Consider the following 15,046-nt stretch of genomic DNA (forward strand, 5'->3'; position numbering starts at 1 on the left):
GCTACTGTTAATTCGTTTATTTATTATTTTTTCTAAAAATTACGGTGCGTGAAATTACTTACAACTCTAAAGAAAGAGCCATTTTCATATAGCTCCTTCCAAATGCCTGAATTAATTCGTATTCGCCTCTGTTAACGGTTGTAACGGCGGTTCTAATTCTATTTCTAGTATATCTCCTTCTTGTAAACCTTGTCCTTTTTCAATACTTTGGCTCGTTACATAACCCGTACCAGAAGTTTTCAAATCTAATTTCAAAAGCTTAGAGAAATACATAACATCACGCATGGACCAACCTTTTACATTTGGCATATGTGCGTTATTTCCTAATAAAAATATACGATCTCCTTCACTCATTACCTCGCCAGACTGTGGATATTGTTTTAGTATTTTTCCTTCTCCTAAAATTACCGGCTGTAGCTTCTCTTTTTCTACACTTTTCTCTATTGTATCCATCGATTGATTTACATAATTTTGTACTTTTAATTGAGATTGTTTCGCTGCATCAGCTATTTGTTTTTCTGTATACGGTTTCACTTTTAAATATTCAAGGCTGTTTTTTATAACAGGTTTAAATATTTCAGCAAGAGGCTGAGCTCCATACTCATCTCCTTTTAACTTTGGCTGCTTAATAGCTAAGTATACGATTAACTCCGGATCATCAATTGGAGCCATTCCTAAAAAGGAGAAAATGTAATTCTCTTTCCCTTCCATATATCGGCCGTTTTCAGGATTCGGGATTTGTGCTGTTCCGGTCTTACCTCCAATTGGATAACCATCCACTTTATACATTGTACCAGTTCCTTTTGAAGATGTTATAACACGCTCCATTAAGCTTCTAACCTTGTCCGCTGTTTCTTTTTTTATCGGATTTCCAATTTCTTTCGGTTGATTTTCCATAATAACTTCTTTGTTTGTTGGATTTACAATTTTATCAACGATATATGGTTGCATCATTTTCCCGTCATTTGCTATTGCAGTAGCCGCTTGGATTAATTGAATCGGAGTTACTGTAGAACCTTGACCGAAAGAAGTTGTAACTTGTTGAATTTGCGTATTTAATAATAAAGTATTTTTACTTTCTCCAGGTAAATCTATTCCTGTTTTTTGATTGAATCCAAATTTATTCATATATTGCTTAAATTTATTTGGTTTCAGTAACTGATCTTCTAAAATAGAAAAAGCTACGTTTGATGACCTTTCAAAACCTTCATCAAATGTAATTGATCCCCATCCAAATCCACCATTATGGTCTTTTATATCAGATGAACCAACGGAATATTTTCCAGATTGAAAATATTCTTTTCCGTTATATACACCTTCATTAATGGCAGCTGCTAACGTAAAAACTTTCATTGTTGAACCTGGTTCATATGCATTTGCAATCGGATCATTTAAAAAGTATTCGATATCACCTACATTAGGATTGTAACTAGGTTTACTAGACATCGCTAAAACCTTTCCTGTTTTTGGATCAGCAATAATGCCAATTAACATAGAAGGATCATAATGCTCTTGTGCTTTGTTCATCGCTTCTTCTAAAAAACTATTAATTTGTTTATCAAGCGTTAAATATACATTATTCCCATTTTTAGCTGGTTCTACTTTACCTATATCATTTGTAAGCGGAATCCCCCTTCGTGTACCCACATATTCTATATTCCCGTTTGTAGAGCGCAAATATTTATCCAAACTCTTTTCAAGCCCAAACTTCCCTTCCGTATTCCCTTTATCATCTGGTCTAGCAAAACCAAGTATATAGGATGCAAAGTCTTCATTCGGATACACTCTTGCTTTTTCCGACATAAAAGATACACCTGGTATTTTTAAATCATTAATTTTTTCCTTCTTTTCCCTAGATAAGTTCCGACCAATTTTCCCAATTTCAACTTGCGTACGCCCTTCATGAAAGTTTTTTAATACTTCTTCTTTATTAATTTCAAGCGCATCGGCTAATTGTTGTGCGGTTTCATCTTTATTTTTCACTTTATCTTTTCCTTTTAAATTCACAACAACTCGATACGTTGTAGAATCTTGTACTAACACCTTTCCGGTTTGGTCATAGATAGTACCACGATTCGCTTCTAAAACACCTTTTTTATTATGTTGTTCATTCGCGAGATCCTTTACATTCACATTATGCACGACTCCTACTGCCTGAATATAGAATATACGCAAAATCATAATAAGAAACAAAATAATAAAAGCAATCATCATATATCGAGCGCCTTTATTCGTTTGAAGTTTCTGCATACTTATCTCCTCTCTTTTGGAATGGATTCGTACGAAGATGCGATTGAAAATTTATAGTTTTTGTTTGTGATACTATATGTTTCGAAGTTTTCTTTTTAATTCCTTTAAAACAATACGAAACTAACTATTGTTATTTTTTGTTTTTGTTTTATTTAATTAAAATACAGTGCGTGAAATTTCTGAATATTAACTTCACCAAAACTTGATTGCATAGCACTCTAAACTCCTTTCTTATTTACTATAAAAAGTTCCCCTCTGGATTTCCAAAGGGGAACTTTTTATAAGAAAATTATGCAATATGGTTATATTTTGCTAAGAAAGGAATTCGTCTCGCTACTAATGCATACATTTTGAATACAAGTTTCGCTATTGGTTCAAACATACGTGTACTTTGCATTACTAAAACGCTCGTAACAAGTGTTAAGAATGCTGCACCAAGTATATCTAAAGGGTAATGAACACCTACGTACATACGTGATATACCGACTAACACTGCCCATAATAGCGCGATATATTTCAGTTTTTCTCTTCTAAGAATAAATACGAAGGCGATTGAAAATACAAGTACAGAATGATCACTAACGAATGATGAATCTGCTGCGTGTGGTACTAATTGATGTACATCATGTGATACGAACGGACGCGGATGGTAATATACTGCGTGTATAAGAACATTTACTAATAATGCAAAAATAACCGAAAGCGTCGTATATAAAACTGTATATTGTTTTCTAATTGCATTCTCTTTCTTTCCATTATTAAACCATAAGATAAGCATAAATAGAACGGCTACGTATGCAGCGCTATTTGTAATAGCAACCATTAACGTATCTAATAGTTTGGATGAATCAGCAAAATTATTAAACCACTGAAATACTGTGTAATTCATTAAACTCTCTCCTTACATACAAGTGTTCTTGATTTACACAGTATACAATACCATTATGAAAATAGGCTTAAACTTTTTTCATCTAATTCTCATTTTACTATTAATCATATGACAATTATAAAACAAATTTTATACGCTATTTATGTATAAAGCTGGTAAGCCTTTATAATAAGGCTGTTCGTATTTTTTCATGTTTGGGATACATAACATATTCATTTAAATATACTAATTGCAAAATCATATTTTTTAATTCATTTGAAGTACAATATTTCCGAATTGTTCTCCATGTTCCATACGGCTTAGTGCTCGAATTGCTTCTTCTAACGAGTAAACTTTATCAATAATTGGTTTAATTTGATGTTTTTCTATAAACTTTATCATCTCATTAAATTCCTCACCGCTACCCATGGATGTTCCCATAATATCAATTTGATTGTAAAATAGCGCGCGTAATGGTAATTCAATTTTATCTCCTGAGCTTGCACCAAAATTCACGATTCTTCCATTTGTTTTTAATACATCAAAATATTTCAAAAAAGTTGCCGGACCTATACTATCTATTATTAAATCTACTTTTTCACCTTGTAAGCTCTCTTCCCAATTTCCAGCACTATGAAAAGAAATATCTGCACCATATTTCTCAGCAAGTTCCCTTTTATTCTCTACCCTTGAAGTAACACTCACTTTTGCGCCAATTGCTTTCGCGAATAACATGGCAAATGTAGCAACACCACCGCCTATTCCCGGAATTAAAACGTGTTCGCCGCACTTCAATCTACCTTTTGTAAAAAGCGCTCTATATGCAGTTAGTGCGGATAAAGATAAAACACCTGATTCTTCCCAAGTAAGATATGACGGCTTTTCTACTACATTTTCAGCTGGTACAATTACATATTCAGCAAACGTTCCATCTTTTGGTCCACCTAGCACTTCCGGTAACTCCGGTACTTCAGTAGCATGTTCCCATCCAATACTAGGATTAATAATAACTTCTGTATGTAGTATGTTATCAGAAACACCATTTCCAATTTCCTTAACAATACCTGCACCATCTGATCCTAAGATTAAAGGTAATTGCATTTCTTTTCTATTATTCATAATAAATAAATCACGATGATTTAAACCTGCTGATTTTAATTTCACTTTAACTTCCCCATCATTAAGTGCTCTCCCAGGTGATATTTTATATTCTACACCGTCAAATCCAGTTTTATATTGATGTACGATAGCTTTCATTATTATTCCCCCTTAATAATTTTAATGTACTAGAAATTTCGAAATAAACAAAATGATTTGATCGTAAAAAAGAAGGAATGCAAAAAGCATCCCTTCTTTGATTGCTTATTTTATTATACAAGGTAATGTAATCGTAACGATTGTTCCTTCATTTTCTTTACTCTCTATTTGAATAGCTCCGTTATATTTTTCTACAAGTCGTTTGGCAATAGACAAACCTAGTCCGTTTCCACCTTGTTTTCGACTTCTCGCTTTGTCAACACGGTAAAAGCGATTAAGAACAAATGGTAAATCTGATCCAGGTATTCCCGCTCCATGATCTATTACACAAATTTTAACTTTCCCTGATTGTAAACTGGATTCTATGCAAATATGTTTATTAACCTCTTTGGTATACTTAACTGCATTATCCATTATGATAATAATAATTTGTTCTAAGTAAGATGATGGCATTGACACATAAGCTGCATCATCCCAAAATTTCATATCAAATTGAAAATCACTTTGAAGTACTACAAAGTTTTGTGTAACATGTTTTAATACGCTATTTACATGGACTGGCTCAGCTGCTATTGGATGCAATTGTTCAGATTCAGCTCTTGATAGTTCTAGCAATTCCGAAACTAATTTATTTAAACGATCTACTTCCTTTAAACTAGATTGAAGAGATTTATCTAATACTGCTGGATCACTTTTCCCCCATCGATTTAACATCGCTAAGTGCCCATGAATAATTGTTAACGGTGTTCTTAATTCATGAGAAGCATCTTCGACAAACTGTTTCTGTTGTGTAAAAGCAGTTTCTACCTCATCCATCATCTCGTTAAAGAGAAATGATAATTTTGCAAGTTCATCATTATTTTCTCGTACTGGGACCCGTTCATTTAGTCCATTCTTTTTAATACGTTTCATCGTATCTGTTATATTTTGAACACTTGATAATAGTTTCTTCGTTATAAGTATCCCGCCTAAAAAACTAAATATCAACCCGAATATCCCAGCAATAGCCATTACCACTAAAATAATTTTTAATAAATGATCAAATGTCTCTAGGTTTTTCGTAAGTTCAATAGTGCCAATAAACTCTTTCGTTTTAATTGGTATACGCTTAACTAATATTCGATCTTCTAAATGCCTTTTTATAAATGACTCATCTTTTATAACCTGTTTCGGCTTTATCCACGTTTCATTAAAATCTCGTGAAACAGTAACAATCGGCTCCCCATTCATGTCAATAATACGAATCATTTGATGCTTATCAATCATATTGTTTAGAAAATCTTTACTATTTTCAAATGTTTTACTCGAAAGGGTATCATTTTTATCTTGGAAATATGCCGCTATTTCCGTCACTTGCCTATTTATTTGTTTCTGTTCATAATCTAGAGTCCACTTATTTATTACAATAAACTGCAAAGCACTATATAAGATGAATAAAATAAATACTAATGTAGTGGACCAAAGTGTTAGTTTCCACTTTATAGGTAGATTTCGAATTCGAAACATAATATTTTTTATCATTTCATTATATATCCCGCACCACGCACTGTTTGGATATATTCCTCCTTATCTACACTATGTAACTTGTTTCGCAAATAACGAACATATACATCAACGATATTTGTCTCAACAATTGCATCATATCCCCATACTTGGTCCAGTAAAACATCACGGGTAAGTACGCGATTAATATTTTTCATAAACATAAGTAATAACTCGAATTCTTTATTTGTAAGTTCAATTTCTTCATTTCCTTTAGTTATAGTTCGAGATTCAATCTGAAGTTGCAAATCTTTGAATGTAAGAAATGAAACCTGCTTGTTTTCAATATGTTCTTCTCTTCTAAATATCACTCTCATACGCGCTAACAGTTCTTCAATTGCAAATGGTTTCGGAATATAATCATCCGCTCCACTATCTAAACCTGTCACACGGTCCATAATACTATCACGAGCAGTCAGCATAATAATAGGTGCTCTTAGTCGACGACATACCTCTAGCCCATTTAATCCAGGCAACATTAAATCCAGCAAAATAAGATCGTAATTCTTTTCAAGTGCTGCGCTTAATCCTTTTCTTCCATCAAGTTGTATATCTACTTTATACCCTTCATATTTTAGTTCTAATTCTAAAAAATCCGCTAAACTTTCCTCATCCTCAATAATTAAAATGTGTTGCAACGGTAGTTCCTCCTAGACGATTAAATGAATAAATAATCCTATTCCAAATATAATTGCAATGATTTGATGCACTCTTCTATACATCATAAATGTTTCTTTCTTATTTATTCGCTGTAAATAAAACCCAACAATCCCTAGTACAAGTAAGGCTAATAGAGAAAATATACCACTGTATATGAGTAAAATATGACGACTCCCTTTTATTAAAAAGTAAACACCGTGAGTAATCGTAACAGCTATTACAGCATATCCAATTAATACATGAAATTTTTTTGCAAATAGATACACTTCTTTAACTTTTTTAAATCCTTGTATATTTTTCTTCTTTAAAAGCAACCATATACGGCGTAAAAACCATAGTGAAGCAGCGATAATAGCCCCATATTCACCAAACGAGCCTAATTTTTTATTTAACCATTTTACATTCAGAACATTGCCGTATATAACATTAATAAATAGCATCTCTACACTACAAATAATAATAGTAATGCCCATAATTTTAACAAACACATGGAAATATTTATTTCTTAATATCTTCTCCATTTTATTTAATCTCCTTACTAATAAAGACTTTGTAACAAGCAGTCTATCAAATAAAAAGAAAGTAAAATGAGAGAAAGATTAAAATAAAATGAGAATTTCAATATCACTGACAATTATTATTGATTTTTTTCAGCTAACTTTATTATGTTTTGAATAAATGGCGCTTTTGCCTTTGTATATGAAACACGATCAAAAGCATATGTAATAGCAAGCATCTCTTTTAATTCTCTATATTCTTTACGTGCCCATTCATGGCTTATTAGAAAGTCCCGAAATAAAATATTGTTTCTCCATTCTTCGCTATTATAATGATAAACATGCAAATGATGAGTACCCGCTCTCCATTTTCCCTTTCTAAAAAAACGCCAATTGGTTGCATCTTTTGGAACATACTCATATCCAATTTCCGATAGAACTTCAATCCAGTTTTCAGTAATTTGCAAGTCTGTTACGCCAATCATCATATCAATAAGAGGTTTAGCTCCTAATCCTTCTACTGCAGTACTTCCTATATGTTCAACAGCGATTATCTCTTGTCCTAACAAGGAACAGAATTTCTCTTTTACTTTTATATACTCTTCAACCCAGTCTTTTTGATATGCTTTAATAACAATTTGTTGGTCCATTATATTCACCTCTTTATAAGTGTTTATCATTATATTTATAAAATTTTATATTATTAGCATAGGATTTCCATAAAATATGTCGAAATAGTGGAATGTACAACTTAATTATATTAAATGTGAGGTAATCTATGAAAGATAATTCCGTGGAAATTCAGTTAAATAACGTAATATTCCAATTGAAAGAATATCATAATTTTGATTGGCTTATTAAATTAGGGACCGTATTTGCAGTTTTTGACCAGCAAGATTCAGGTAATATAAGTTTTGGTGTAGAAAAAGATGGGCATAAGAAATTTATCAAATACGCAGGAGCACAAACAATTGCATATGAAGGAACAGCGGGTGATGCTATTAAAAGGCTAAAAAATTCAGTTACTATCTATGAAGATTTAAAGCATGAATCGCTCATAAGATTAATTGATCATTTTCCAGTTCAATCTGGATATGTATTAATTTTCGATTGGTTTGATGGGGAATGTCTTCATTCGCATTGGCGTTTCCCATCTCCTGAAAAATATAAAAATCCAAACTCACCATTTTATAAATTTAGACATTTATCTGCTATAGAACGAATTCATTCCTTACATTCCATTTTTCTTTCCATACTTATGTAGAAAAGAAAAATTATGTAGCGATAGATTTTTATGACGGTAGTATTTTATATAATTTTAATACAAACGAAACAAAAATTTGTGATATAGATTTATACAGTAAGAAACCTTACATAAATAAAATGGGCCGGCTATGGGGTTCCTCCCGTTTTATGTCACCAGAAGAATTTGAACTAAATGCTATAATTGATGAAAGAACAAATGTATTTAATATGGGAGCAATGGCTTTCTCACTTTTAGGCGGTGAAAAAGATCGTTCTTTTATAAAATGGGAAGCAAGTAAGGAATTATATGAGGTAGCCCATCGTGCTGTAAGTGACAATCGGACAGAACGGTATGCATCAGTTATAGAATTCTACGAAGCGTGGTTAAAAGCGGCTAATGCAGAAAGGATATAACCCTAAATTATTAAAAAAATAAAGAGTTTATACTATTGTCATGTATATTAAAAATAGTTTTATGAGCGTTTCGTACTAGTGTGTTCTAATTGATTATGGCTATTATTGAGGAAGACATATCAGCGATAATTTATGTCTATTTTGTATAAGTGTTAGCAAGTTCGTTTGCAAACTTGCTAACACTTTTTTGTTTAAATAATTCACACATTTTTTCTTAATATACTGATTATGTTTCAAATTGTGTACTAATGTGTGGGTTTGACTACCCATATTTTAGACAAAATGGACGGTAAGGGTGAGGACAATATAAATATGTCTTTTTCCTTGTATATGTTTATTTCACGAGCTATAAATTTTTTTCAATTCCAAGCATGTGTATCATATTCTTCATTATTACAATAAATGCATTCCACGGTAAATATAGGGAATTTATATATATCTAATATTCATAATTTATGTTATGGTACAATATGTTAATTAATTACAATACTTTCTAAAAGGGGAATACATAATGAAAGCAACGAAACTCATAGCGTTGACAGTACCAGTTCTATTATTGTTCGGTTGTGGGCTAGGAGATAAAGATTCTACTCCTAAGACTGAAGAAACTAGTAAAGCAATGTTGAAAACTACAATATCTGAGGAACAGTATCCAAGTTACATGTATGAACAATTACTAGATTTTAACTTTAATAAGGATGACATAATAATAGGTTTAGGTTATGCACTAAAAGGTGATGAAAAGTATAAAGAGGTATTCAAAACGGCAAGTATTTTGGATGAAGCTTTAGACCGAATGGAGAACGTAAAAGTACCTGATAAGTATAAAGACACGCATAAACTCATCTTAGAAGGGGTAGAGGATGCAAGAAAAGGTACAAAACCAATATTAGAAGCTAAAGGTAAAGATGTAAAAGAAGTTAGTGTAGTTATTGCGAATAGTTCTCCCCACCTGTTAGGCATGGATAGAGAACAGTGGAAAGAAGCAGTTTATCAATTAGCTAAAGAAAACAAGGATGACTTCTCTAAGGTATATGATAAGAAAGTAGAGGAACATCAAAATAGAAAGAGTAACTCGTAATCAATTATACAACACGATAAGGGAATATAAGAAAATGATGATCCAAAAGGTAAATTATTAAATTTTATTGAAGCTAAATACGAAGTTAAAGAAAAGAAATAATACATACTTAATATTTCTTTTAGGGCGCATCTTCATGAAAGTTGTACGCTCTATATTTAAAGGCTTTCGTTTAATGGGCTTAATTGTAAAGACTTAACTTAAAGCATTATCTAAAAGTAAACATAATATCCCTCCATGACGCTAATGGTACCATTAGCAAGGACAAATTTGAACAACTAGGATATTTATGTAAGTCAGATATAGTGTCTCTTTATCAGTTGCAAGAAAAAAAGTGGATCCCTATTCTCTCACATGGAATCCACTCTTTCTATTTCTACAACTCTATTTTTATACGTTCCTCTTCTTGTCCTTAACAGGACTGCCATCACTAAATCATTAACATAATTATCTTTAGCGGAAGTTAAAAGTTTTTATTTTCTTACTCAATTAAAGCGCCCGTTAGTTAAAGATTATGGATAATTAATTTGAAAGTGTTTTATCTAAATACACCTTTTCTTTTGGAAAGCCAATCTTCTAAGGCATCTTCGTGTAGTTTTGTGAATAATTTTGGTATTTGGTCTATTGGGAAGTATTTTAAATCCAAAGTCTCAATACCATCTACAGTAAGTTCTCCGCCAATTGGCTTACATTGAAAACAATGAGTGATAGTCTGAGCTTTATCTCCGTTCGGAAACTCACCAGAATATTTAGAGTAGACACCTATAAGATGTTCAACCTCAACATTTAATCCTGTCTCCTCAAATATTTCTCGTTTAGCGGTTTCTTCAAGAGATTCTCCAAGTTCCATAGCACCACCTGGTAGACCCCACTCATTTCTATCTCCCCGTTTTTGTAAAAGAATTTCATTTCGTTCGTTATAAACAATACCTCCAGCAAAATTAAGAAATATTAAATCATGCCCTACTTTTCCCCGGATATAACGAATGTAGTCCTTATTTGTAGTCATAAATTCCCTCCTAATTTATATATAAAATACAAATTAATTATATATAAGGATAGAAGAAAATGGTAACAAAAATGATAATATTCCTTATTCTCATAAGGAATTCGCCCTTTACTTTTTATCAATCTATGCGTTTTTTAAACATTTCTATTCTAATACCTTCATTTCCCGAATCCCCTTTCAAAATAAAGAGAACACCATTTCTTAAAACAATTTTATCGCGGCTCTAAAAATTGGTGTCCTCTAGTTTTCTAGCCGGACTATATTCTATTTTCAAGTCCATTTCTATCTCCCCATGAATAAAACTCAGCATTCTGTTTATACTACAACTACATCTAGAGACACATCACTGTTTAGAGCGGCTAGGTTTTGTTAGCTGCTCTTTTGTGTTTTACACAAATAAAATCAATAACTCAGCATATAATATCTATGTAGCTAGATTATTACCTCTGTATCGAGCAGTTAGGCTGGGCTAACTGCTCTTTTATTTATGACAAAATGAAACTTTTTAACAGAATTACTTTCGTATAACATTTTCAATCTCGCTTACACTATAACTGTAACTTTAAGTTACACATCTATTACTTAGAGGACCTAATTTTCTTTTGTGTAACAATTGGTTAGCTCATAAAGTTAACCAATTTGTTGCGTTAAATATTTTTTATTTCTCAATACTTAATACCTGGAATTAATTCTTATTTATTGGTATTAAACTATTGACATTGATTTTCCACATATGCAATTTTTGAAAAGGCCTTTTCTCTCACATCAGGCCCTTTTATTTATAAAAAAGATTATTTTATATAGATTACTATAAGCATCCATAAAGCCAAAGCACCAATGATAGCGAGTACTATACGTGTAGATAGTATCCTTACTTCAAAGTCTGTTTTCTTGAAGGGTTCAGGATATGCAATTATGTAAATTCCCTTTAATAATGCAAGCCATGCAATAATCGTTAGGAATCCATGCCAGTTGAATACCCATACATTATGTAGAATTACAGTACCTAATCCTAGGAAAATCGATAGAAAACCATACATAATACCAAACCCTCTGTCTTCAACCACTAATCTTTTTAAGTCACGTAGCACCGATGGACGGACGAAAAGTATTCCCGATACGATAACCGTCATCCACCCCCCAGAACAACCCTAAAAAAGTACTAGTTTCCATTATTATTTCACTCCCCTCAATTATATTTCAGATATTTCTTCCTTTAGAACAATTCCGATGCAGAATTTTTAAAAGTTCTTCTGTGCCAACGGCTATCGCTTGAAACAGTAACGGAAAGTAATCTTTAATCATATAAATCGCTTTGTATTCACTCAGCTCCTGCTTTTTCTTTTCAAGCAGAAAGAAACATCGTAGAAGAACAGAGGAGAATGCCGATGAGTTGTCCATATAAATGGCAATTATTAAAGCGGCTCGTAGACTTAAAAAAACAGATGTTGATTTTATTGCTATCCCATGTAATACGGCACATATCTATTTTAACTAAATTAAAAACTCCGTTTCAGTTCCCGTATTAAACATGATTGATGAAACAATAAAGGAAATACCAAAAAACTCAAAAAAGGTAGCTCTTTTAGCCACCAATCCAACGGTTCAGTCTGGAATATTTCAAGATGCTTTAGTGAGAGAAGGTTATGATTTCTTACATCAAGATCGTTGGCAAACCTGTGTGAATCAAATAATAGCACAGATTAAACAAGGCCAAATTGATGAGTCCCTTCAATTATGGGATGAACTCTATTCAGAATTAGCTGAAACGATTGATACCGCTATCATTGCATGTACAGATTTAAATGTTATTACAGATAAAAAATCCAATGATATTTCCATTATTGACTCATCAACATGCCTCTCTCAAGCTATTGTACATAAATATTTATCATTAATGGACAGAGGTTAGTCTTTCCTATTAGATGATAGTTTTTTGTTCGTTATTTTTTTCCTAGCTGGCGCTTTAATGGAGCAATGTAAAAAGCCTAATTTCTTCGCATTAAATTGAGAAATTGGCTTTTTAATATTGAAATTTCCTTAACGATGTAGAGCCGCACTTTTCTGACGCTACACTATATTCATCAACTTAAGAATTTTATAACGCCCCTAAAACAAAAAAATATACGGTATACGCCCTTTTTATTTAAATATAGGGCGGTTGAAACAGGGGTTCTCCAACTTTTAAAGAATTATTAATAATAACCTTAAAAAGGCATCAAGAGAGGTGAATTAATGAAGTTAAGAGTCGTTAAAAAAGAAGAATATAGTTTTATTGATGACTTTGTATACGAGATATTCAAAAATACTAAATATTCAAATGGAATAGCTGAAAAAGCTTTGGTGAGGGAAATCAGAGAAAAACCATTTTATATTCCTGAACTTGATTTAGTTGTTGAGGAAGAAGGGATTATTATAGGACACTTTATGCTTTCAAAACTTCCCATTAGTAATAGATTTGAAAATGAAATACTAATGTTATCACCTGTTTCAGTGGCAATTAATAAACAACGCCAGGGTATTGGTAAGTATATGTTGCAGGAAGGTATTAAATTTGCAACTAAAATGGGATATAAGGGAATTATTGTTGAGGGAGATTATCAATATTATCAACGCTTTGGATTTAGTACATCAACTGAATTCGGTATCTATGCGTCCAAGAAAAATCTTCCGCCTTCTGTGGAAAACTTAATGGCTATTGAGTTGTATGAAAATGGGCTGGAGAATATTTCAGGTGAAGTAGATTATTCGATTTATAATTCATTGCAACATTGACAGCTATATGAGAAACAGTTGGCACGTTATCTCCCCTCTATAGGATTTTCCATGAAACTAGTATCTAAAAGAAAGGTGAACTTAATATGAAGCTTGAAACTAATAGACTGATTTTAAAAACCCTTGATCTTAATCTAATTGAGGCTGCGGCCCAGCGTGATATACAGGCAATCAAAGCAATGGGATACAAAACCAACGGTGAGTGGCCAGGTGCAGATTTTTTTGAAGCTTTACCCTACTTTCGGGAACTTCTGATTAAAAATAATGGAACTAAAGGATTTGACTCTTGGATCATTGTGGCGAAAGATACCAAAGAAATAGTTGGCGGCATTGGATTTTTTGGTAATCCCGATTTAGACGGTATGATTGAGATTGGCTTTGCTATTAATGAAAGTCAACGACGCAAAGGTTATTGTTTTGAAGCTGCCCAAAAATTATTAAACTGGGCCTCAAATCATGATGAGGTCAAATATATCACAGCCAGATGTGAACTTGATAATATCAATTCAGAAAATGTTTTGGTGAAATTAGGGTTCCAAATGGATCACAGAGATACAGAATTAATTTATTGGAAATATAGTAATAATGGACAAAACTTATAAGATTTGTCCATTGCTATACTATGGTTATATAACCAGAAATAATCAAACTTTATTTTAAAGTTACACTAAGGTTTTGCACTATCTATAAAACGAAAAAAAACGTTATCCTTTCCTATGATTCTACAGAAAGAATAGCGCGTTTTTTCATTTGAGGGGGCATTTCTTTTTCTTAGCTTGATAGCGATGGGATACCACCAGCATTTTGCAAAATAACCTACGCTATGCTGAAAAATAAAATAAGCTGCCCATATGGACAGCTTATTTACATAATTATCAATTATTGGTAGTTAATACATCTAGAAGTCTACAAAAGTATCCTCCAGTTAAGTACTCTGGAGGATATTCATATTTACATAATCATTCTTAAAAGAAGCCACACAAAATGAAACCTCTTTAGCTCCCGAAAGGCTTACTCTTATCTATTAATAACTGTACATCGTCTTGCTCCTCTACAGATTAAACGCTCGGCTTCTCTTAATGAAATTGGAACAAGTACAGCTTCATCAACATCGTCTTCTACATCAAAAACCGCAAATGCTTCCCCACCCACGATTAAAACACAAATGAATTCTACTTCTAAATCATCATGAGACCTAGGAACACAATTAGAAATAGTACAACGTTGAATACCCCCTGCTAACAATGTTCTAGCTTCTTGCTCAGATATTCGAATAAAAACAAATTCCTCTATGGCTACATTTCCAACTTCCACTTCAATTTCTACTAGAAGAAAGAATCTGTTTCTAATTTTCACATTTCCTATGTATACGTACACTTTCCAACACGCCTTCTAATTCCTCTTGTGTCGCTGTTCTATCAATTTTTGGTAAGAAAGATAATTGTTTA

At 32.4% G+C, this 15,046-nt stretch carries 12 protein-coding genes and 4 pseudogenes; 5 read left to right on the forward strand and 11 right to left on the reverse strand.

Features of this window, described 5'->3' with window-relative positions:
* Window positions 1-111: 111 nt before the first annotated feature.
* The 7 genes from JFU02_RS03985 to JFU02_RS04015 form a co-directional block, all read right to left on the reverse strand.
* Entirely contained in the window at window positions 112-2,250 is a 2,139-nt protein-coding gene (locus JFU02_RS03985) for a penicillin-binding protein (protein WP_098867187.1), read from the reverse strand.
* 289 nt (window positions 2,251-2,539) lie between these two features.
* Window positions 2,540-3,139 carry an undecaprenyl-diphosphatase gene (locus tag JFU02_RS03990; protein WP_001110131.1) on the reverse strand — a complete coding sequence of 200 codons (600 nt, stop codon included), beginning with the start codon at window positions 3,137-3,139 and terminating at the stop codon, window positions 2,540-2,542.
* 246 nt (window positions 3,140-3,385) lie between these two features.
* A complete protein-coding gene (locus JFU02_RS03995; protein WP_097960225.1) occupies window positions 3,386-4,375 on the reverse strand; it encodes a zinc-binding dehydrogenase in 990 nt (329 codons plus the stop codon).
* A gap of 105 nt (window positions 4,376-4,480) precedes the next feature.
* A complete protein-coding gene (locus JFU02_RS04000) occupies window positions 4,481-5,896 on the reverse strand; it encodes a HAMP domain-containing sensor histidine kinase (protein ID WP_097960226.1) in 1,416 nt (471 codons plus the stop codon).
* Window positions 5,893-6,555, reverse strand: a complete 663-nt coding sequence (locus JFU02_RS04005; RefSeq protein ID WP_201069926.1) for a response regulator transcription factor — start codon at window positions 6,553-6,555, stop codon at window positions 5,893-5,895. The genes JFU02_RS04000 and JFU02_RS04005 overlap by 4 nt, the downstream gene beginning before the upstream one ends.
* Before the next feature lie 12 nt (window positions 6,556-6,567).
* On the reverse strand, window positions 6,568-7,098 hold the full coding sequence (locus tag JFU02_RS04010) for a hypothetical protein (RefSeq protein WP_086406227.1): 531 nt from the start codon (window positions 7,096-7,098) through the stop codon (window positions 6,568-6,570).
* 116 nt (window positions 7,099-7,214) lie between these two features.
* A complete protein-coding gene (locus JFU02_RS04015) occupies window positions 7,215-7,724 on the reverse strand; it encodes a GrpB family protein (protein WP_201069929.1) in 510 nt (169 codons plus the stop codon).
* A 128-nt stretch (window positions 7,725-7,852) separates the two neighbouring features.
* Here JFU02_RS04015 and JFU02_RS04020 point away from each other — a divergent pair.
* Together JFU02_RS04020 and JFU02_RS04025 are read left to right on the forward strand one after the other, a co-directional pair.
* A pseudogene (locus JFU02_RS04020) lies at window positions 7,853-8,733 on the forward strand (protein kinase domain-containing protein).
* A 511-nt stretch (window positions 8,734-9,244) separates the two neighbouring features.
* Window positions 9,245-9,814 carry a hypothetical protein gene (locus tag JFU02_RS04025; RefSeq protein WP_061667044.1) on the forward strand — a complete coding sequence of 190 codons (570 nt, stop codon included), beginning with the start codon at window positions 9,245-9,247 and terminating at the stop codon, window positions 9,812-9,814.
* A gap of 538 nt (window positions 9,815-10,352) precedes the next feature.
* On the opposite strand, the gene JFU02_RS04030 is transcribed toward JFU02_RS04025, so the two are convergent.
* The 3 genes and pseudogenes from JFU02_RS04030 to JFU02_RS04040 all read right to left on the reverse strand — a co-directional run.
* Window positions 10,353-10,823, reverse strand: a complete 471-nt coding sequence (locus JFU02_RS04030; protein ID WP_000210489.1) for an NUDIX hydrolase — start codon at window positions 10,821-10,823, stop codon at window positions 10,353-10,355.
* Window positions 10,824-11,614: 791 nt separating this feature from the next.
* Window positions 11,615-11,996, reverse strand: a pseudogene (locus JFU02_RS04035) (hypothetical protein).
* Between the two features lie 54 nt (window positions 11,997-12,050).
* A pseudogene (locus JFU02_RS04040) lies at window positions 12,051-12,234 on the reverse strand (IS4 family transposase); the annotation flags it as partial.
* Here JFU02_RS04040 and JFU02_RS04045 point away from each other — a divergent pair.
* The 3 genes and pseudogenes from JFU02_RS04045 to JFU02_RS04055 all read left to right on the forward strand — a co-directional run.
* Window positions 12,232-12,735 (forward strand): annotated as a pseudogene (locus JFU02_RS04045) (aspartate/glutamate racemase family protein); the annotation flags it as partial. The pseudogenes JFU02_RS04040 and JFU02_RS04045 sit on opposite strands and share 3 nt — an antisense overlap.
* Before the next feature lie 323 nt (window positions 12,736-13,058).
* Complete coding sequence (locus JFU02_RS04050) at window positions 13,059-13,598, forward strand: GNAT family N-acetyltransferase (protein WP_086406225.1); 540 nt, start codon at window positions 13,059-13,061, stop codon at window positions 13,596-13,598.
* 86 nt (window positions 13,599-13,684) lie between these two features.
* Window positions 13,685-14,200 (forward strand): GNAT family N-acetyltransferase, encoded by a 516-nt coding sequence (locus JFU02_RS04055; RefSeq protein WP_086406224.1) that lies wholly within the window; start codon window positions 13,685-13,687, stop codon window positions 14,198-14,200.
* A 415-nt stretch (window positions 14,201-14,615) separates the two neighbouring features.
* Here JFU02_RS04055 and JFU02_RS04060 read toward each other — a convergent pair whose 3' ends face one another.
* Window positions 14,616-14,975 carry a hypothetical protein gene (locus JFU02_RS04060; RefSeq protein WP_327896346.1) on the reverse strand — a complete coding sequence of 120 codons (360 nt, stop codon included), beginning with the start codon at window positions 14,973-14,975 and terminating at the stop codon, window positions 14,616-14,618.
* Window positions 14,976-15,046: the final 71 nt, after the last annotated feature.

The organism is Bacillus sp. TH13, assembly GCF_016651175.1.
GTDB classification, from domain to species: domain Bacteria; phylum Bacillota; class Bacilli; order Bacillales; family Bacillaceae_G; genus Bacillus_A; species Bacillus_A thuringiensis_S.

What these genes read in the sequence shown, in the direction of transcription:
- JFU02_RS03985 (WP_098867187.1), bottom strand. Translation starts at nt 2,250, where the DNA reads ATGCAGAAACTTCAAACGAATAAAGGCGCTCGATATATGATGATTGCT.
- JFU02_RS04015 (WP_201069929.1), bottom strand. Translation starts at nt 7,724, where the DNA reads ATGGACCAACAAATTGTTATTAAAGCATATCAAAAAGACTGGGTTGAA.
- JFU02_RS04010 (WP_086406227.1), bottom strand. Translation starts at nt 7,098, where the DNA reads ATGGAGAAGATATTAAGAAATAAATATTTCCATGTGTTTGTTAAAATT.
- JFU02_RS04050 (WP_086406225.1), top strand. Translation starts at nt 13,059, where the DNA reads ATGAAGTTAAGAGTCGTTAAAAAAGAAGAATATAGTTTTATTGATGAC.
- JFU02_RS04000 (WP_097960226.1), bottom strand. Translation starts at nt 5,896, where the DNA reads ATGATAAAAAATATTATGTTTCGAATTCGAAATCTACCTATAAAGTGG.
- JFU02_RS03990 (WP_001110131.1), bottom strand. Translation starts at nt 3,139, where the DNA reads ATGAATTACACAGTATTTCAGTGGTTTAATAATTTTGCTGATTCATCC.
- JFU02_RS04055 (WP_086406224.1), top strand. Translation starts at nt 13,685, where the DNA reads ATGAAGCTTGAAACTAATAGACTGATTTTAAAAACCCTTGATCTTAAT.
- JFU02_RS04025 (WP_061667044.1), top strand. Translation starts at nt 9,245, where the DNA reads ATGAAAGCAACGAAACTCATAGCGTTGACAGTACCAGTTCTATTATTG.
- JFU02_RS04030 (WP_000210489.1), bottom strand. Translation starts at nt 10,823, where the DNA reads ATGACTACAAATAAGGACTACATTCGTTATATCCGGGGAAAAGTAGGG.
- JFU02_RS03995 (WP_097960225.1), bottom strand. Translation starts at nt 4,375, where the DNA reads ATGAAAGCTATCGTACATCAATATAAAACTGGATTTGACGGTGTAGAA.